This is a genomic window from Streptomyces sp. NPDC059564, assembly GCF_042735575.1.
Lineage (GTDB): Bacteria > Actinomycetota > Actinomycetes > Streptomycetales > Streptomycetaceae > Streptomyces.
Genome location: NZ_JBHWBP010000142.1, coordinates 1 through 18,331 on the forward strand (window position 1 = coordinate 1; position 18,331 = coordinate 18,331).

The 18,331-nt window shown below is 70.9% G+C and carries 16 protein-coding genes; 4 read left to right on the plus strand and 12 right to left on the minus strand.

The genetic code is table 11. The features are described 5' to 3' along the window. Positions 1 to 34: 34 nt before the first annotated feature. Complete coding sequence (locus ACFV0Q_RS23000; protein ID WP_385008181.1) at positions 35 to 1,183, minus strand: glycerate kinase; 1,149 nt, start codon at positions 1,181 to 1,183, stop codon at positions 35 to 37. Positions 1,184 to 1,326: 143 nt separating this feature from the next. Here ACFV0Q_RS23000 and ACFV0Q_RS23005 point away from each other — a divergent pair, with 143 nt between their 5' ends. The 3 genes from ACFV0Q_RS23005 to ACFV0Q_RS23015 are packed head-to-tail and all read left to right on the plus strand — an operon-like array spanning position 1,327 to position 4,087. After that, positions 1,327 to 3,048 (plus strand): BCCT family transporter, encoded by a 1,722-nt coding sequence (locus ACFV0Q_RS23005; protein ID WP_385008182.1) that lies wholly within the window; start codon positions 1,327 to 1,329, stop codon positions 3,046 to 3,048. A gap of 50 nt (positions 3,049 to 3,098) precedes the next feature. Further along, the gene (locus ACFV0Q_RS23010; RefSeq protein ID WP_385008183.1) at positions 3,099 to 3,599 is read left to right on the plus strand and encodes an NUDIX domain-containing protein; all 501 of its coding nucleotides are present in this window, start codon (positions 3,099 to 3,101) and stop codon (positions 3,597 to 3,599) included. Between the two features lie 59 nt (positions 3,600 to 3,658). Further along, positions 3,659 to 4,087 carry a hypothetical protein gene (locus ACFV0Q_RS23015; protein ID WP_385008184.1) on the plus strand — a complete coding sequence of 143 codons (429 nt, stop codon included), beginning with the start codon at positions 3,659 to 3,661 and terminating at the stop codon, positions 4,085 to 4,087. 18 nt (positions 4,088 to 4,105) lie between these two features. Here the strand turns inward: ACFV0Q_RS23015 and ACFV0Q_RS23020 are convergent, their stop codons facing one another. The 11 genes from ACFV0Q_RS23020 to ACFV0Q_RS23070 all read right to left on the minus strand — a co-directional run bounded on the left by ACFV0Q_RS23020 (position 4,106) and on the right by ACFV0Q_RS23070 (position 17,287). Beyond that, positions 4,106 to 4,591, minus strand: coding sequence for a methylated-DNA--[protein]-cysteine S-methyltransferase (locus ACFV0Q_RS23020; RefSeq protein ID WP_385008185.1), 486 nt, complete (start codon positions 4,589 to 4,591; stop codon positions 4,106 to 4,108). Positions 4,592 to 4,602: 11 nt separating this feature from the next. Next, positions 4,603 to 6,078, minus strand: a complete 1,476-nt coding sequence (locus ACFV0Q_RS23025; protein WP_385008186.1) for an AlkA N-terminal domain-containing protein — start codon at positions 6,076 to 6,078, stop codon at positions 4,603 to 4,605. 149 nt (positions 6,079 to 6,227) lie between these two features. Continuing rightward, positions 6,228 to 7,010 (minus strand): CDP-diacylglycerol--serine O-phosphatidyltransferase, encoded by a 783-nt coding sequence (pssA, locus tag ACFV0Q_RS23030; protein ID WP_385008193.1) that lies wholly within the window; start codon positions 7,008 to 7,010, stop codon positions 6,228 to 6,230. 64 nt (positions 7,011 to 7,074) lie between these two features. Continuing rightward, the gene (locus tag ACFV0Q_RS23035) at positions 7,075 to 7,731 is read right to left on the minus strand and encodes a phosphatidylserine decarboxylase (protein ID WP_030868027.1); all 657 of its coding nucleotides are present in this window, start codon (positions 7,729 to 7,731) and stop codon (positions 7,075 to 7,077) included. Between the two features lie 186 nt (positions 7,732 to 7,917). Then, positions 7,918 to 9,123, minus strand: a complete 1,206-nt coding sequence (locus ACFV0Q_RS23040; protein WP_266573015.1) for an acyl-CoA dehydrogenase family protein — start codon at positions 9,121 to 9,123, stop codon at positions 7,918 to 7,920. Positions 9,124 to 9,125: 2 nt separating this feature from the next. Next, positions 9,126 to 9,638 (minus strand): MaoC family dehydratase, encoded by a 513-nt coding sequence (locus ACFV0Q_RS23045; protein ID WP_112450492.1) that lies wholly within the window; start codon positions 9,636 to 9,638, stop codon positions 9,126 to 9,128. 5 nt (positions 9,639 to 9,643) lie between these two features. Beyond that, entirely contained in the window at positions 9,644 to 10,618 is a 975-nt protein-coding gene (locus tag ACFV0Q_RS23050; protein WP_385008187.1) for an HpcH/HpaI aldolase/citrate lyase family protein, read from the minus strand. Continuing rightward, on the minus strand, positions 10,615 to 12,693 hold the full coding sequence (locus tag ACFV0Q_RS23055) for a protein meaA (protein ID WP_385008188.1): 2,079 nt from the start codon (positions 12,691 to 12,693) through the stop codon (positions 10,615 to 10,617). Before ACFV0Q_RS23055 ends, ACFV0Q_RS23050 begins: the two co-directional genes overlap by 4 nt. A gap of 22 nt (positions 12,694 to 12,715) precedes the next feature. Then, entirely contained in the window at positions 12,716 to 14,053 is a 1,338-nt protein-coding gene (ccrA, locus tag ACFV0Q_RS23060; protein WP_385008189.1) for a crotonyl-CoA carboxylase/reductase, read from the minus strand. Positions 14,054 to 14,457: 404 nt separating this feature from the next. Then, positions 14,458 to 15,294 (minus strand): TetR family transcriptional regulator, encoded by an 837-nt coding sequence (locus ACFV0Q_RS23065; protein ID WP_385008190.1) that lies wholly within the window; start codon positions 15,292 to 15,294, stop codon positions 14,458 to 14,460. A 178-nt stretch (positions 15,295 to 15,472) separates the two neighbouring features. Beyond that, a complete protein-coding gene (locus ACFV0Q_RS23070; protein ID WP_385008191.1) occupies positions 15,473 to 17,287 on the minus strand; it encodes a 3-hydroxyacyl-CoA dehydrogenase family protein in 1,815 nt (604 codons plus the stop codon). Between the two features lie 334 nt (positions 17,288 to 17,621). On the opposite strand from ACFV0Q_RS23070, the gene ACFV0Q_RS23075 reads away from it, so the two are divergent. Then, positions 17,622 to 18,191, plus strand: coding sequence for a HEAT repeat domain-containing protein (locus ACFV0Q_RS23075; RefSeq protein ID WP_385008192.1), 570 nt, complete (start codon positions 17,622 to 17,624; stop codon positions 18,189 to 18,191). The last annotated feature ends 140 nt before the right edge of the window (positions 18,192 to 18,331 follow it).

An 18,331-nucleotide genomic window follows, 5' to 3' on the forward strand; every position in this document is an offset into this window, starting at 1 on the left:
CCGGGCCTCAGCCGTACCGAGCTCCGAAAGGAACTCAGAGCACGTCGGCGGCGATCCGCTCCGCCACCCGCTCCAGCAAGGGGCCGGCGTTGGGGATGGACTTGGCCGGGTCCGGCTCCAGGTCCGTCAGCGGGTACGCCCGGCGGATCCCGGCGGCCTCCAGGGCCTCCTGGCTCAGCAGCAGCCGGCCGCACACCGCCACCACCGGCTTGCCCGCGGCGCGCGCCGCGGCCGCGACACCGGCCGGGGCCTTGCCGTGCAGGGTCTGCTCGTCCAGCGAACCCTCACCGGTGATCACCAGCGTGGCGCGCTCCAGCGCCGGGGCGAAGCCCAGCACCTCCAGCATCAGCTCGATGCCGGGCCGGAACGTCGCGCCGAGCAGCAGCGCCCCGTAGCCGATGCCGCCCGCGCCGCCCGCGCCCGGCAGCACCGCGCACTCGGCGGCCTTCGGGCCGATCGCCTTCTCCAGCACCACCGCGAAGTGGGCCAGGGCCGCGTCCAGCGTGGCCACGTCCTCCGGCGACGCCCCCTTCTGCGGGCCGTAGACCGCCGGAGCGCCCTTCGGACCCGTCAGCGGGTTGTCCACGTCGCTGGCCAGGACGAACTCGACGTCCGCGAAGCGCGGGTCGATGCCGGACAGGTCGGCCGAGGCCAGCCGGGCCAGCGCGCCGCCGCCCGGGCCGACCGGTTCGCCGTTCGCGTCCAGGAACACCGCGCCCAGCGCGGCCAGCATGCCCGCACCGCCGTCGGTGGTGGCGCTGCCGCCCACGCCGAAGACGATCGAGCGCGCTCCCGCGTCCAGCGCGGCCTTGAGCAGCTCGCCGGACCCGTACGTGGTCGCCGTCAGCGCGGCGAAGGTGCCCGCGGGCAGCAGCTGGAGGCCGGAGGCCTCCGCCATCTCGACCACCGCGGTGCCCTCGCGCAGTGCGAAAGCGGCCGTGACCTGCTCGCCGAGCGGCCCGGTGACCCGTACCTCCCGGCGTTCGAAACCGGCCGCGACGGCGGCCGCGACCGTGCCGTCACCGCCGTCCGCGACGGGGAGGGTCTCGATCTCCACGCCCGGTACGGCCTTGCGGAGCCCGGCCGTCACCCGCTCCGCGACCTGAACGGCCGTGAGCGAGCCCTTGAATTTGTCCGCGGCGATGAGCACGCGCGCGGTCTCAGTTACTGCTCCGTCCGTCACCTTGCTAATCCCTTGCTATCGAACAGTGCAGTCGCGCCACCATGAGCCTATCCGGAGGATCCTCCTATGCCCATGGGTGGCCTGGGCCACACCCGGCGCGCCATCCGCCTAAAGAGGGATATATGCCTGCATAGTGTGGCCGCATGAGCGCGGATTCACTGGAACAGCCACCTCCGGATGCCCCGGGAGGGGGGTCCGACGGCCGGGTGGACGGCAGTCCCGACCACACCGTCGTCGTCATCGGGGTGATCGCCGTGCTGGCCGTCGTCGCCTGGGCGGCCCTGGGCAAGAGCTCCTTCGACACCGCCTCCGGCACCGCCCTGGCCTGGGTGCTGAGCAACTTCGCCTGGCTGTTCGTGATCGCCGCCGACGTGTTCCTCGTGATGTGCGTGGTCCTCGCCATCAGCCGCTTCGGCCGGATCCGGCTCGGCGCCGACGACTCCGAACCCGAGTTCACCAACCTCGCGTGGATCGCGATGATGTTCAGCGCCGGCATGGGCATCGGCCTGATGTTCTACGGGGTGGGGGAGCCGCTCACCCACTACCTGAACCCGCCGCCGGCCTCCGGCGCGGCCCCCTCCTCCGGTGCCTCCGCCCTCGCGGCCATGGAGTACAGCTTCTTCCACTGGACCCTCACCCCCTGGGCGATCTACGGCATCGCCGGTCTCGCCCTCGCCTACGCGACCTTCCGCAAGGGCCGCGGCAACCGGCTCAGCTCCGCCTTCGTCCCGCTGATGGGGGAGGAGCGGGCCAACGGGTGGGCCGGGAAGGCCATCGACCTGCTCGCCGTGTTCGCCACCGTCTTCGGCACCGCCACCAGCCTCGGGCTCGGCGCGCTCCAGGTCTCCAAGGGGCTCAGCATCACCACGGGGACCGAGGACTCCACCAGCGTCGAACTGATCATCATCGGCTCGCTCTCGGCGGCCTTCGTGCTCTCCGCCTTCTCCGGCCTGCACAAGGGCGTGAAGTGGCTGAGCACCATCAACATCGTGCTCGCCGCCACCCTGATGCTCTTCGTCTTCGTGCTCGGCCCCACCGTCTACATCCTGGACGTCATCCCCTCCAGCGTCGGCGGCTACCTGGACCAGCTCCTGCCCATGGCCACCCGCACCGGCGCCTTCACCGACGCCAAGTGGCTCGGCGCGTGGACCATCTTCTACTGGGCGTGGTGGCTCTCCTGGGCGCCGTTCGTCGGCACCTTCATCGCCCGCATCTCCCACGGCCGCACCATCCGCGAGTTCCTCGTCGGCGTGCTGCTCGTCCCCAGCGGCGCCACCGTCGTCTGGTTCTGCGTCATGGGCGGCACCGCCATCCGCCTCGACTCCACCGGCGTCGTCGACTTCGCCGCCGAGATCAAGGAGGGTACGGAGGCCTCGCTGTTCGCGATGCTCGACGCGCTCCCGATCGGCACCGTCACGTCCTGGGTGGCCATGGCCCTGGTCATGACGTACTTCGTGACCAGCGCCGACTCCGCCTCCCTGGTCATGGGCTCGCTCACCAGCCGGGGTTCGCTGCACCCGCCGACCTGGCTCGTCGTCACCTGGGGCGTGCTGATGGCCGCCGTGGCCGCCGTCCTGCTCGTCGCGGGCGGCCTGAAGTCCCTGCAGACCGCGACGATCCTGGTCGCGCTGCCCTTCGTGATCGTCATGCTGCTGCTGTGCTGGGCCCTGGTGAAGGAACTCCGCGAGGACCCCGGCGCCGGGCCCGCCCGCCACCACGCCCTCCACGGGATGCGCGACGCCGTCAAGGCCATGGTCGGCGACGCCATCACCGAACAGGGCCCGGCCCGCCACCTGCGGCTGCGGCGCGTCGCCGAATCCAAGGGCCGCGACCGCGAGGACGGCGGCGGCCACCCGCAGGGGTGATCGCGGGGCCGCCCGGCACCCGTACGCGGACGGCCGGTTAGGGTTGCCGCGTGACCACCACCGATGACTACGCCGCCTACATCGCGAGCCTGCCGCGGGTACTGGCCGGCGCGGCCGCCCTCTACCGTGACGCGCGCGGCCACGTCCTGCTGGTCGAGCCCAACTACCGTGCGGGCTGGACCCTGCCGGGCGGCACCGTCGAGTCCGACCGCAACGAGTCCCCCCGCACCGCCGCCCGGCGCGAGAGCGCCGAGGAGATCGGCATCGACGTCCCCCTCGGCCGGCTCCTCGCCGTCGACTGGACCCTGGGCCCCGCCCGCCCGCCGCTCGTCGCCTACGTCTACGACGGCGGCGTGCTCGACGCCGCCCAGCTCGGCTCCATCACCCTCCAGGAAGAGGAACTCCTCTCCTGGAAGCTCGTCGAACCCGCACGACTCACCGACCACCTCCCCGGATCGCTCGGCCTGCGCACCCGGGAGGCGTGCCGCGTCCTGGAATCGGGCGAGGGCACCGTGGAACTGGAGAACGGCCTGCGGCCCGACTCCGCGTAAGACCCGGCCGGGCCGGGGGTCCCACACGGCGCCTACTGCGAGCAGGACAGAATCAGCAGATGATCACGATGTACGCCTGGCCCAGCACGGCCGACGGTCCCGACGCCCTCCCGATGGTCCACTTCACCACCGAGCAGCAGTCCGGGGGCGAGGTCACCGAAGAGGGAACCCCGGTCTGGCTGTTCGACACCGCGATACGCGAGGGCGGCTGGGCCCCCTTCGAGGACTTCGAGGGCTGGTCCGCCCCCGCCGAGGGCTGGCAGGCCTTCTACCGCCGCGAGGACGACCTCCTCGCCGTCACCGGCCCCGGCGCCTGCGAGGGCTGGTACCAGGGCCGGCTCGGCGCCGACGGCGACTGGGTGGCGGCCGCCGCCACCCAGCAGAGCGTGGTCCTGCTCGCCGCCCCCGTCCAGCACCCGTCCCTCTACGCCTACGCCGTGGAGGCCGGAGCCGGCTTCGCGCTCCTGGTCCCCCTCGCCGTGATCTGACCCGGCGGGGACCCGTCCCTACCGCCCCTCCAGTTCCAGCAGCCGCACCTTGCGGTCGAGGCCGCCGCCGTAGCCCGTCATCGCGCCCGAGGCGCCGATGACGCGGTGGCACGGCACGATGATGCTGACCGGGTTCTTCCCGTTGGCCAGGCCCACGGCCCGCGAGGCGTTCGGCTTGCCCAGCTCCGCCGCGAGCTTCCCGTAGGACCAGGTCTCGCCGTACGGGATCCGCAGGAGCTGCTCCCACACGCTGCGCTGGAAGGCGGTGCCCTCCAGGTGGACCGGGACGCTGAACTCCGTCAGCTCCCCGGCGAAGTAGGCGGTCAGCTCCCGCACCACCTCGGGGAAGGGCCCCTCGGTCGCCGGGACCCGCTCGCCGAAGGTCTCCTCACCGGGCTTGTGCCGGTGCTCGGTCATGTACAGGGCGCTGAGCACCCCGTCGGTGGCCACGAGCGTCAGCGGCCCGAGGGGGCTGTCGACGACGGTGTGCGTCTTGCTGTTCATGGCGTCGCTCCTCAGAGGGGCAGGTGGTTGATGGCGTGGTCCTCGGCGGCCCACAGGTACTGCACGGCGTACGCCCTCCAGGGCCGCCACCCGGCGGCGCGGGCGGTCAGGGCCGCGGGCGTCGACGGCAGCCCCAGCCCCTGCGCGGCCCGCCGGACCCCCAGGTCGGTCGGCAGGAACGCGTCGGGGTCGCCCAGGGCCCGCATGGCGATGATCTCGGTGGTCCACGGCCCGAAACCGGGCAGGGCGTTCAGTCCCGCCCGGGCGTCCTCCCAGTCGCTGTCGATGCCCAGCGGCAGCGAACCGTCCGCCAGCGCCGCGACCAGGGTCGTCAGCGTGGTGCGGCGGCTGCGCGGCATCGACAGCGCCTGCGGGTCCAGGGCGGCGAGCGCCTCCGGGCTCGGGAAGAGGTGGGTCAGACCGCCGTGGGGATCCTCCACGGGCTCTCCGTACGCGGTCACGAGGCGGGCCGCGTGCGTGCGCGCGGCCGCGGTGGACACCTGCTGCCCCAGCACCGCCCGGACGGCGAACTCCGCCGCGTCGACGGTACGGGGAACCCGGCGCCCGGGGGCCTTGTCCACGAGCGGGGCCAGCAGCGGATCGGTGCGGAGCTGTCCGTCGACGGCCTCCGGGTCGGCGTCCAGGTCGAGCATCCACCGGCAGCGGCTGATGGCGATGGTCAGGTCCCGCAGGTCGGTCAGCGCCAGCCGGCAGCCGATGTGCTCGGGGCCGGGCGTGAGCGCGACCACCCCGGTGCCGTACGGGAGCCTCAGCGTCCGCCGGTAGGCCCCGTCGCGCCATTCCTCGACCCCGGGCACGGCGGTCGCGGCGAGATGCCCGAAGAGGTTGTCGGGGTTCAGGGGAGCCCGGTAGGGCAGCCGCAGACTGATCGTCCCGGGCGCCCGGGGTTCCGGCCGCCCGGCCCTGCCCGCCCTGGCCCGCAGTTCGCCGGGGGTCAGCGCGAACACCTCGCGGACGGTCTCGTTGAAGCTGCGGATGGAGGCGAACCCGGCGGCGAAGGCGATGTCGCCCATGGGCAGCTCGGAGGTCTCGATCAGCAGCCGGGCGGTCTGGGCGCGCTGGGCCCGGGCGAGGGCGAGCGGCCCGGCGCCCAGCTCGGCGCGGAGCTGCCGCTCGACCTGCCGCGTCGAGTACCCCAGCCGGGTGGCGAGCCCGGGCACGCCCTCCCGGTCGACGACCCCGTCCTGGATCAGCCGCATCGCGCGGGCGACGGCGTCGGCGCGGGCGTTCCACTCGGGGGACCCGGGACTCGTGTCCGGCCGGCACCGCTTGCAGGCCCGGTACCCGGCTTGCTGACAGGCGGCCGCACTGGGCAGGAAGCTCATGTTCTCGACCTTGGGCGGCACGGCCGGGCAGCTGGGCCGGCAGTAGATCCCCGTGGTCCGGACGGCGGTGAAGAACCACCCGTCGAAACGGGAGTCCTTCGACTGCACGGCCCTGACGCAGCGGTCGGTGTCGGTGTACATGCCCCCAGCTTCCCGTCCCGGCCCCCGCCAGGGCTGGCGGTTTTCCGACATCAAGGCTACGCCCGGACCACCGCGCGGGGGCGCTCGGGAAAGCCGAAGGCCCCGGGAGCCTTGGGCACCCGGGGCCTTCGTGTACGGCTTGCGCGGTGTTACGGGAGCTGCGCCGCCCGCGCCTCGCGGCGGTTGTGGCGGAACGTGTTCGCGCGGCGCGTCGTCGCGAACAGCGGGATGGTCGCCGCGAGGGCGATCTGCAGCGCGCACCCCGCCTGGAGCAGCACCTGACCGCCCGGAGCGTCGAACGCCCAGGCCGCCAGCAGCCCCATCGCCCCGACGATCCAGCTGAGCATCGCCGCCGCGAGGACACCCCGCGGCTTGGGGTACTCGACCCGGCTCACCATCAGCCAGGCCACCCCGATGATCGCCAGCAGCGTCGGGATGAACGGCAGCTCCAGCAGCACGATCGAGACGACCGTCAGGGCGCCGAAGGGGCTCGGCATGCCCTGGAACATGCCGTCCTTCATCGTCACGCAGCTGAATCTGGCGAGTCGGAGCACCACGGCCAGCAGCACCACGATCGCGGCCAGCGCCGACATCTTCTGCACCGCGTCGTCGGCGACCATGCCGTAGACGAGCACGAAGTACGCGGGAGCCAGGCCGAAGCTGATCAGGTCGGACAGGTTGTCCAGCTCGGCACCCATCGGCGAGCTGCGCAGCTTGCGGGCCACGATGCCGTCGAAGAGGTCGAAGACCGCGGCGAGCAGCATCAGTATCACTGCGGTCGCGGCGCTGTTGCGGGCCATGCCCGACTCACCGCTGCCGGTGAGGTGCGGAATGAGGATCCCGGTGGTGGTGAAGTACACCGCCATGAATCCGCACGTGGCGTTGCCGAGGGTGAGGGTGTCCGCTATCGACAGCCGCAGCGAGAGCGGCATGTCGTCCTCGGCGGACTCCTCCTCGGCGGATTCGGGCACCCAGCCGGTGGCAGGGGTCTCAGGGTCAGTCACGGTCAATTCGGGTCACCCCCGCGGTGGTGGCCTGACCGACCTCGACCGCGACCTCGACGCCCTCGGGGAGGTAGATGTCGACGCGCGAGCCGAAGCGGATCAGACCGATGCGTTCGCCCTGCTCCACCTTGGTGCCGGCCGGCAGGTACGGGACGATGCGACGCGCGACGGCGCCGGCGATCTGAACCATCTCGATGTCGCCGAGCTCGGTGTCGAAGTGCCAGACGACGCGCTCGTTGTTCTCGCTCTCCTTGTTGAACGCCGGGACGAACCCGCCGGGGATGTGCTCCACGGACGTCACCGTGCCCGCGAGGGGCGCGCGGTTGACGTGGACGTTCAGCGGGCTCATGAAGATCGCGACGCGGGTGCGCCCGTCCTTCCACGGCATGATGCTCTGCACCACACCGTCGGCGGGGGAGATGACGCGGCCCTGGGTGATCTCACGCTCGGGGTCGCGGAAGAACCACAGCATGCCCGCCGCGAGCGCGGTGGTGGGCACGGCCACCGCGGCCCAGCGTCCGGACTTGCGGGCCCGGGTGAGGCTGAGCGCAGCGGTGGCGACGGTCGGCAGGAGCCACGGCGATGCTCCGCGTGCGAGACGTCCACCGAGGATGCCGACGCGAGGTGCAGAGGTTTGGCTGTGGGGCATGGATGACCTTCGTAGCGGGTGATTGCCGCGCCGTAAACGGGGGGACGGGACGGCGGCTTTACTGGAATGCTATCGGTTGCGCGCAACAACTGGGCAAGCCAGAAGCCGAGTCGATGGCCCGTAACCCGTGACTGCTAGTGACTCTTCGGCGGAGAACCATCGGATGATTCACCGCAAAAGGGACTTTCAGCCCTGGACCCGGTACTCCTCGAGCAGGCGTCGCCCGATGATCATTTTCTGGATCTCGGCGGTACCTTCACCGATCAGCAGCATCGGGGCCTCCCGGTAGAGACGCTCGATCTCGTACTCCTTCGAGAAGCCGTAGCCACCGTGGATACGGAAAGCGTCCTCGACGACCTCCTTGCAGTATTCGGAGGCGAGGTACTTCGCCATCCCTGCTTCGAGGTCGTTTCGTTCCCCAGAGTCCTTTTTGCGTGCTGCATTAACCATCATCGCATGGGCGGCTTCGACCTTGGTAGCCATCTCGGCCAGCTTGAACTGGATGGCCTGGTGCTCGGCGATGGCCTTGCCGAAAGTGTGACGTTGCTGGGCATAGGAGACACCCAGCTCGAACGCACGCTGAGCGACGCCGCAGCCACGCGCCGCCACGTTGACGCGGCCGACCTCGACCCCGTCCATCATTTGGTAAAACCCTCGGCCCGTCTGCCCGCCGAGTACACGATTGGCCGGAATGCGCAGTCCGTCCATGATGAGCTCGGTCGTGTCGACGCCCTTGTAGCCCATCTTGTCGATCTTGCCCGGGATGGTCAGGCCCGGACGGACCTCTCCGAAGCCCGGCTCCTTCTCCACGAGGAAGGTGGTCATCGACTTGTGGGGCGCCGTGCCCTCGGGGTGTCCTTCGTCACTTCTGACCAGGACGGCCACCAGGGTGGACGTGCCGCCGTTCGTCAGCCACATCTTCTGGCCGTTCAGGACGTACTCGTCGCCGTCCTTCACCGCCTTCGACGTGATGGCCGACACGTCCGAGCCCAGACCCGGCTCGGACATCGAGAACGCGCCGCGCACCTCGCCCAGCGCCATGCGCGGGAGGAAGTGGTCCTTCTGCTCCTGCGTGCCGTGCTGCTTGAGCATGTACGCCACGATGAAGTGCGTGTTGATGATGCCCGAGACGGACATCCAGCCCCGCGCTATCTCCTCGACGCACAGCGCGTAGGTGAGCAGCGACTCACCCAGGCCGCCGTACTCCTCGGGGATCATGAGGCCGAAGAGGCCGAGCTCCTTGAGGCCGTCGACGATCTGCTGCGGGTACTCGTCGCGGTGCTCCAGCTCGGTCGCGACCGGGATGATCTCCTTGTCGACGAACTCGCGGACGGTCTTCAGGATCTCCCGCTGGACGTCCGTGAGCCCGGCGGTCTGGGCGAGTCGGGCCATGGCTACTTCCCCTGTTCCTTCAGCGTGGGGCGGCCGGGCTGCTCGCCGCCGCGCTCCTTGATGTACGTCTCGGTCGGGACCATCACCTTGCGCCGGAAGACGCAGACGAGGGTGCCGTCCTGCTTGTAGCCCTTGGTCTCCACGTAGACGATCCCGCGGTCGTTCTTCGACTTCGACGGGGTCTTGTCGAGGACCGTGGTCTCGCCGTAGAGGGTGTCGCCGTGGAAGGTGGGCGCCACGTGCCGCAGGGACTCGATCTCCAGGTTGGCGATGGCCTTCCCCGAGACGTCCGGCACGGACATGCCCAGCAGCAGCGAGTAGATGTAGTTGCCCACGACCACGTTCTTGCCGAAGTCGGTGGTGTTCTCGGCGTAGTTGCTGTCCATGTGGAGCGGGTGGTGGTTCATGGTCAGCAGACAGAAGAGGTGGTCGTCGTACTCCGTGACCGTCTTCCCGGGCCAGTGCTTGTAGACGGCCCCGACCTCGAACTCCTCGTACGTGCGTCCGAACTGCATGGGGATCAGGCCTCCGGGATTTCGAACTTGCTGGTGCGCTGCATGCCCGCCGCGCGCCCCTTGCCCGCGATGACCAGGGCCATCTTGCGGCTGGCCTCGTCGATCATCTCGTCGCCGAGCATCGCGGAGCCCTTCTTGCCGCCCGCCTCGGAGGTGCACCAGTCGTACGCGTCGAGGATGAGCTCCGAGTGGTCGTAGTCCTCCTGCGAGGGGGAGAAGACCTCGTTGGCGGCGTCGACCTGACCGGGGTGCAGGACCCACTTGCCGTCGAAGCCGAGGGCGGCGGCGCGGCCGGCGACCTCGCGGTAGCCGTCGACGTTCTTGATCTGGAGGAAGGGGCCGTCGATCGCCTGGAGGTTGTGCGTGCGCGCGGCCATCAGGATGCGCATCAGGATGTAGTGGTAGGCGTCCGCGCCGTAGCCGGGCGGCTGCATGCCCACGACCAGGGACTTCATGTTGATCGAGGCCATGAAGTCGGCCGGGCCGAAGATGATGGTCTCCAGCCGGGGCGAGGCGGCGGCGATCTCGTCGACGTTCACCAGACCCTTGGCGTTCTCGATCTGCGCCTCGATGCCGATCTTGCCGACCTCGAAGCCCATGGTCTTCTCGATCTGCGTCAGCAGCAGGTCCAGGGCCACGATCTGCTGGGCGTCCTGGACCTTCGGCAGCATGATGCAGTCGAGGTTCTGGCCCGCGCCCTCGACGACCGTGATGACGTCGCGGTAGGTCCAGTGGGTCGTCCAGTCGTTGACGCGGACCACACGGGTCTTGCCGGTCCAGTCGCCGTTGTTCAGCGCGTCCACGATCGTGTGGCGGGCGCCTTCCTTGGCGAGCGGGGCGCAGGCGTCCTCCAGGTCCAGGAAGACCTGGTCGGCCGGCAGACCCTGGGCCTTCTCCAGGAACCGCGGGTTCGAACCCGGCACCGCGAGGCAGGAGCGGCGCGGGCGCAGCCGGTTGACCGGGGAAGAGGGCGTGGTCATGCGGGGACCTCCGTGCTTTCAGAGATTGCTGCGTTGTCGAGAGGGTGGAGCTTGTTGGCCTTGCGGATCTCGTCGACGATACGTCCGATGATCTCCGTGATGCCGAAGTCCTTGGGAGTGAACACCGCGGCCACCCCCGCCTCCTTCAGCGTCACCGCGTCGGCGTTCGGAATGATGCCCCCGACGATGACGGGGATGTCACCCGCCCCCGCCGTACGCAGGCGTTCCAGTACGTCCGGGACCAGCGCGCTGTGCGAGCCGGACAGGATGGACAGTCCCACGCAGTGCACGTCCTCGGCCAGCGCCGCCGAGGAGATCTCCTCGGGCGTCAGCCGGATGCCCTGGTAGACCACCTCGAAGCCGGCGTCGCGGGCCCGGACGGCGATCTGCTCGGCACCGTTGGAGTGCCCGTCCAGGCCGGGCTTGCCGACCAGCAGGCGCAGCCGGCCGGAGCCCAGCTCGTCGGCCGTACGGGAGACCTTGGCGCGGACGAGGGCCATGGGGGTGCCCTCCTCGGCGGTGACCGCGACCGGGGCCGAGGACACCCCGGTCGGGGCGCGGAACTCGCCGAACACCTCGCGCAGGGCGCTCGACCACTCGCCGGTGGTGACGCCCGCCCGGGCGCACTCCAGGGTGGCCTCCATCAGGTTCTCGGTCCCGGCCGCGGCCTCCTTCAGCCGGTCCAGGGCCTGCCCGACGGTCGGGAAGACGAACGGGTCGCCGCCCCCCTGCCGGTCCGAGGACTCCTGCCGCTCGGCCCGCCACCGCTGGATCCGCTCGACGGTCAGCGCCTCCACGGCCCCGTCGACGGTCATGATGGCGCCGTCCAGGTCGGAGGTGAGCGGGTTCTCCTCGGTCTGCTGGAAGCAGTTGACCCCGACGATCTTGTCCTCGCCGGCCTCGATCCGGGCGCGCCGCTCGGCGTGCGAGGAGACCAGCTCGCCCTTGAGGTACCCGGACTCGACGGCGGCCATCGCGCCGCCCATCTCCTGGATCCGGTCGATCTCGGCCAGGCACTCGGCCACCAGGGACTCGACCTTGGCCTCGATCACGTGCGAGCCCTCGAAGATGTCCTCGTACTCCAGCAGGTCGCTCTCGTGCGCCAGGACCTGCTGGATGCGCAGCGACCACTGCTGGTCCCAGGGCCGGGGCAGGCCCAGCGCCTCGTTCCAGGCGGGCAGCTGCACGGCGCGGGCGCGGGCATCCTTGGAGAGGGTGACCGCGAGCATCTCCAGCACGATCCGCTGGACGTTGTTCTCCGGCTGTGCCTCGGTCAGGCCGAGGGAGTTGACCTGGACGCCGTAGCGGAAACGGCGCTGCTTGGCGTTCTCGATGCCGTAGCGCTCGCGGGTGACCTTGTCCCAGATGCGGCTGAAGGCGCGCATCTTGCACATCTCCTCGATGAAGCGGACGCCCGCGTTCACGAAGAAGGAGATACGGGCGACGACCTCGCCGAAGCGCTCCTCGGGCACCTGGCCCGAGTCGCGCACCGAGTCCAGGACGGCGATGGCGGTGGACATCGCGTACGAGATCTCCTGGACCGGAGTGGCCCCCGCCTCCTGCAGGTGGTAGCTGCAGATGTTGATCGGGTTCCACTTCGGGATGTGGCTGACCGTGTACGCGATCATGTCCGTCGTCAGGCGGAGCGACGGCCCGGGCGGGAAGACGTGCGTCCCGCGCGAGAGGTACTCCTTGACGATGTCGTTCTGGGTGGTGCCCTGGAGCTGGGAGACGTCCGCGCCCTGCTCCTCGGCGGCCACCTGGTAGAGCGCCAGCAGCCACATGGCGGTGGCGTTGATCGTCATCGAGGTGTTCATCTGCTCCAGGGGTATGTCCTGGAACAGCCGCCGCATGTCACCCAGATGGGAGACCGGGACCCCGACCCGGCCGACCTCGCCGCGGGCGAGGATGTGGTCGGGGTCGTAGCCCGTCTGCGTCGGCAGGTCGAAGGCGACGGACAGGCCGGTCTGCCCCTTGGCGAGGTTGCGGCGGTACAGCTCGTTGGACGCCTCGGCCGTGGAGTGGCCGGCGTACGTCCGCATGAGCCACGGCCTGTCCTTCTGGCGCTCTGTCATCTCAGGCGATCCTTCGCGGACTTCAGATGTTCCGGAACCGGTTGATGGCGTCGAGGTGCTGGGCGCGCAGCTCGTGGTCGCGGACGCCCAGGCCCTCCTGGGGGGCCAGCGCGAGGACGCCGACCTTGCCCTGGTGGAGGTTGCGGTGGACGTCGTAGGCGGCCTGGCCGGTCTCCTCCAGGGAGTAGACCCTCGACAGGGTGGGGTGGATCTTGCCCTTGGCCACCAGGCGGTTGGCCTCCCACGCCTCGCGGTAGTTCGCGAAGTGCGAGCCGACGATCTTCTTCAGGGACATCCACAGGTAGCGGTTGTCGTACTCGTGGTTGTAGCCCGAGGTCGAGGCGCAGGTGACGATGGTGCCGCCCTTGCGGGTGACGTAGACCGAGGCGCCGAAGGTCTCGCGGCCCGGGTGCTCGAAGACGATGTCCACGTCCTCGCCGCCGGTCAGCTCGCGGATGCGCTTGCCGAAGCGCTTCCACTCCTTGGGGTCCTGGGTGTGCTCGTCCTTCCAGAACTTGTAGCCCTCGGCGCTGCGGTCGATGATCGCGGTCGCGCCCATGGCCCGGCAGATGTCGGCCTTCTGCGCGCTGGAGACCACGCAGATCGGGTTGGCGCCGCCGGCCAGCGCGAACTGGGTGGCGTACGAACCGAGCCCGCCGCTCGCGCCCCAGATCAGGACGTTGTCGCCCTGCTTCATGCCGGCGCCGTTGCGGGAGACCAGCTGGCGGTAGGCGGTGGAGTTGACCAGGCCGGGGGAGGCGGCCTCCTCCCAGCTGAGGTGGTCCGGCTTGGGCATCAGCTGGTTGGACTTGACCAGCGCGATCTCGGCGAGGCCGCCGAAGTTGGTCTCGAAGCCCCAGATGCGCTGCTCGGGGTCGAGCATCGTGTCGTTGTGGCCGTCCGAGGACTCCAGCTCGACCGACAGGCAGTGCGCGACGACCTCGTCGCCGGGCTTCCACGCGTTCACACCGGGGCCGGTGCGCAGGACGACGCCCGCGAGGTCCGAGCCGATGATGTGGTACGGGAGGTCGTGGCGCTTGGTGAGCTCCGAGAGGCGTCCGTAGCGCTCCAGGAAGCTGAAGGTGGACACCGGCTCGAAGATCGAGGTCCACACCGAGTTGTAGTTGACCGAGGAGGCCATGACGGCCACCAGGGCCTCGCCCGGGCCGAGTTCGGGGACCGGCACCTGGTCGAGGTGCAGGGACTTGCGCGGGTCCTTCTCGCGGGTGGTGAGCCCCGCGAACATCTCCGCCTCGTCCTTGTGCACGGTGATCGCGCGGTACGAGTCGGGGAGCGGCAGGGCCGCGAAGTCGGCGGCCGTAGCGGCCTGCGACTGGATCGCGTCCAGGATGTCCTTCACGGTATTGCCTCCGGCTGAGCGCTGATGAGGGTGCGCTGAGGGATACGCGTTGCGTGCGTGAGAGCTGGTGTGGGGTGCTGCGAGGTGCCGTCGGTCCGGCGGGAGCTGTGGTGCTGTCGCACCCGTGGTGAGGTGCGTGGGGCCTGGTGACGCAGGCATCCGGGGCGCGTTCCGTGCCGAGTGGGCGTGGGCCGCGGGGACATCCGGACGAGATTCAACGTATGGCACCCCGTGTCACTCAGCAAGGCACCGCGTGCCAAAACTTTCTCTCATTTGCCTATTGACCTGCGCAGATGAGCGATGATCGATCAGAGTTACCGGCGAGTAGGGGCAACCCGGACATACGAAAGCGGCCGCCCCCGGAACGGGAGCGGCCGCTGTGACGAGAGCTACATCAGCTCGTCTCACTGCTTGTTTCTGAGTGCCTCTTCGATCGTGCGCATGACCTCGTCCAGCGGGGCGTCGGTCCGCGCCACGGCGACCAGTACCTCGCCCTCCGTCCGCACCGCCGCCTGCGGGGCGGGCGCCGGGGCCGTGGCGCCCGCACCGGCGCCGAGCGTGCGGCCCGCGCCGATCCCGGAGCCGAAGGTCTTGCGGACGATCGAGAAGGCGTGGTCCAGCTGCGCCTCCACGTCCCCCTGGCCGCCCGCCCGCAGCCAGCGCCGCAGCACGTGGTTGTGGGCGGTCACCACCGCGGAGGCGGCCACCTCGGCCAGCAGCGGGTCGTCGTTGCCGTCGTGGTGGTCCTGCTCGTCGAAGTGGGCCAGCAGGTAGCGGGTGAACAGCCGCTCGTACCGGGCCACCGAGGCGATCTCCCGCTCCCGCAGCGCCGGCACCTCGCGGGTCAGCCGGTAGCGCTCCACCGACACCGCCGGCGAGGCGGCGTACATCTTCATGACTTCCTTGATCCCCCGGCACACCGTGTCGAGCGGGTGCTCGTGCGCCGGGGCCACGTCCAGGACGGCCTCGGCGCGGGTCAGGGTGTCGTCGTGGTCCGGGAAGATCGCCTCTTCCTTGGAGCGGAAGTGACGGAAGAAGGTCCGCCGCGCCACCCCCGCGGTCGCGGCGATCTCGTCGACCGTCGTGGCCTCGTACCCCTTGGTCGCGAAGAGCTCCATGGCCGCCGCGGCGAGCTCGCGGCGCATCTTGAGCCGCTGCGCGGCCGCCCGCGTGCCGGCCGAGCTCTCCGGGGCGTCGGGGGCCGAGGAGGCGCGGGGTGAGGTCTTGGCGGGCTGGGACATAGAGCGAAAGTACTTCATTCGCGCAGGGGAGCGCGCCTGCGGGGGGTCGGACAGGGACGGATGCGGGGGAGGGCCCGCACTGGGCCCGGGAGGGTTCGTCCGCCGTGAGGGTCCGGCGGACCCGAGCAGCCCTCCCCACGCATCCTGCTCGTGGACCGCGGGATCGGGGGGAGTCCCCTTACCGGCGGGCGTACTCACGGAATCCGCGGCCGGTCTTCCGGCCCAGGCAGCCCGCCGCCACCAGGTGCTCCAGCAGCGGGGACGGGGCCAGGCCCGGATCGCGGAACTCCTGGTGGAGGACCTTCTCGATGGCGAGGGACACGTCCAGGCCGACGACGTCGAGGAGCTCGAAGGGCCCCATCGGGTACCCGCCGCCCAGCTTCATCGCGGCGTCGATGTCGTCGAGGGTCGCGTAGTGCTGCTCGACCATCTTGATGGCGTTGTTCAAGTACGGGAACAGCAGCGCGTTCACGATGAACCCCGCCCGGTCCCCGCAGTCCACCGGGTGCTTGCGGACCTTCCCGCAGACCTCGCGGACCGTGGCGTGCACGTCGTCGGCCGTCAGGACGGTCCGGACCACCTCGACCAGCTTCATGGCCGGCGCCGGGTTGAAGAAGTGCATGCCGATCACGTCCTGCGGACGGGCCGTGGCCCGCGCGACGGCGATCACCGGCAGCGAGGAGGTGGTGGTGGCCAGCACCGCGCCCGGCTTGCACACCTTGTCCAGGCCGGCGAAGAGCTCCTGCTTGACGGCCAGGTCCTCGGCGACGGCCTCCACCGCCAGGTCCACCTCGGCGAACGCCTCCAGCGAACCGGCCGGGGTGATCCGGCCGAGGGTCTGCGCGGCGGCGTCCTCGGTCAGGCGGCCCTTGGACACCGCACGGCCCAAGGACTTCCCGATCGCGGCCTTCGCGGCCTCGGCCTTCTCCTGGCTGCGGGCCGCCAGCACCACGTCGTAGCCGGCCTGCGCGAAGACCTGGGCGATGCCGCTCGCCATGGTCCCCGAGCCGGCCACGCCCACCGAGGACACCGGACGGCCCGTGCCCAGCAGGGACCCGTCGAGCGGGGTCTGCAGGTCGCGGACGACCACCGAGCTGCCCGGGGCCTCGTACGTGTAGAAACCGCGGCCCGACTTCTGCCCGGTCAGGCCCGCCTCGGAGAGGTGGCCGAGGATCGGCGCCGGGGCGTGCAGCCGGTCGCCCGAGGAGGCGTACATGGCCTCCAGCACCGTGCGCGCGGTGTCCACGCCGATCAGGTCGAGCAGCGCGAGCGGGCCCATCGGCAGACCGCAGCCCAGCCGCATCGCCGCGTCGATGTCCTCGCGGGAGGCGTACTTGGCCTCGTACATCGCGGCGGCCTGGTTGAGGTAGCCGAACAGCAGGCCGTCGGCGACGAAGCCCGGCCGGTCACCGACCGCGACGGGCTGCTTGCCCAGCTCGCGGGCCAGCTCGGTGACCGCCTCGACGGCGGGCGGCGCGGTCAGCACGCAGGAGACGATCTCGACGAGCTTCATCGCCGGAGCCGGGTTGAAGAAGTGCAGGCCCAGCACCCGCTCGGGGCGCAGGGACTCCGCCGCGAGCCGGGTCACCGACAGGGCGTTCGTGCCCGTGGCCAGGATCGTGTCGGGGCGGACGATCGCGTCGAGCTCGTCGAACAGGCGGTGCTTGAGGTCGTAGTCCTCCGGGACCACCTCGATGACGAGGTCGGCCTCGGCCGCGGCGGCGAGGTCGGTGAAGGTCCGGAAGCGGGCCAGGACGCCCTCGCGCTCCTCGGCGGTGAGCCGCCCCCGGGTGACGGAGCGGGCCGTGGCGGCGGCGAGGGAAGCGGTCGCCCGGCGGGCGGCGGCCTCGCTGACGTCGATGCCGATGACCTCGCGGCCGGCCCGGGCGAGGACCTCGGCGATGCCGGAGCCCATCGTGCCGAGGCCGACGACGGCGATGGTGCGGGGACTGCTGGACGGTGCGGACTGACCGGACGTGGACGGAAGGTCCATCGCGGGACTCCAGTGGATGAGGGTGACGGCTGAGGGCGCGGCGCGCGGTGCACGGGTGCGCGGCCGGAAGCGGCATGCGGAGGAAAGAAGCGCATGGCATGCCCGAAGAGGCGGCGAGAACGACGGACCCTGTCCCGGGGCCACGCCGTACGAGGGGCAGCGAGAGCTGCCGCGGTACCTGAGGTACCGGACCGACCGACACGGGGCGGCTGCGTCACCAGGCCGGTCCCGTTCGTGTTGTAGGGAGACTAACTCCTCGGTAACTGCTTGGCCAGAGCAGGGGAGATGTGACGTACACCGCCCGCCCGTCACGCGTACGGCCTAGGGTGGGCCCGTGAACGACGTGCTGGAGCGGCTGCGGGCCGAGGCTGACGGATCGCCGGAGTACGCGAGCCTGCTCGTGGCGGGCCCCGACGCGCTTGCCGCGTCGCTGACCTCCGCCGGGTGGCCGCTGTGGGCCCGCGAACTGGCCGCGTACCGGCTCGGGATGGCGGGGGACCGGCGCGCCTTCGAGCCCCTGGTGCTGCTGCTCAACCACCGGGACCCGGCCCGCTGCGAGGCCGCCGCGCAGGCGCTCGCCGTCCTCGGGGACCCGCGCACCGCCCGCGCGGCGGCGGCCCTGGCGACGAACGCCCTGCGCACGGCCTACGCCCTGCACCCGGTCCGGCTGCTGACCGCGCTGCGGGCGCCCGAGTCGGCCCCCGCCCTGATCGCCACCCTGTCGCGGCTGCTCGCGCCGCACGACCCGTACTGGCGGGTGGCCCTCGCCTGCGTCGAGGGGCTCGGGGCGCTGGCCGACCCGCGCGCCCGCGACGTCCTGGTCCGCGCCCAGTCCCACCCCCGCCTGGCCCTGGCGGCGACCGACGCCCTGGGCCGGCTGCTGGCGGGGCACCCGGACGCCTAGGCCGTCTCTTTCTGATCTTGCCGGGTCCGACAAGATCCGAAAGAGACGGCCTAGGTGTGTTGTCCGGACAGGTTGGTGACGCGGCTGGCGGGTGTTTGGCCTGCGATCCCGGTGTGGGGTCGGTGGTAGTTGTACCAGTG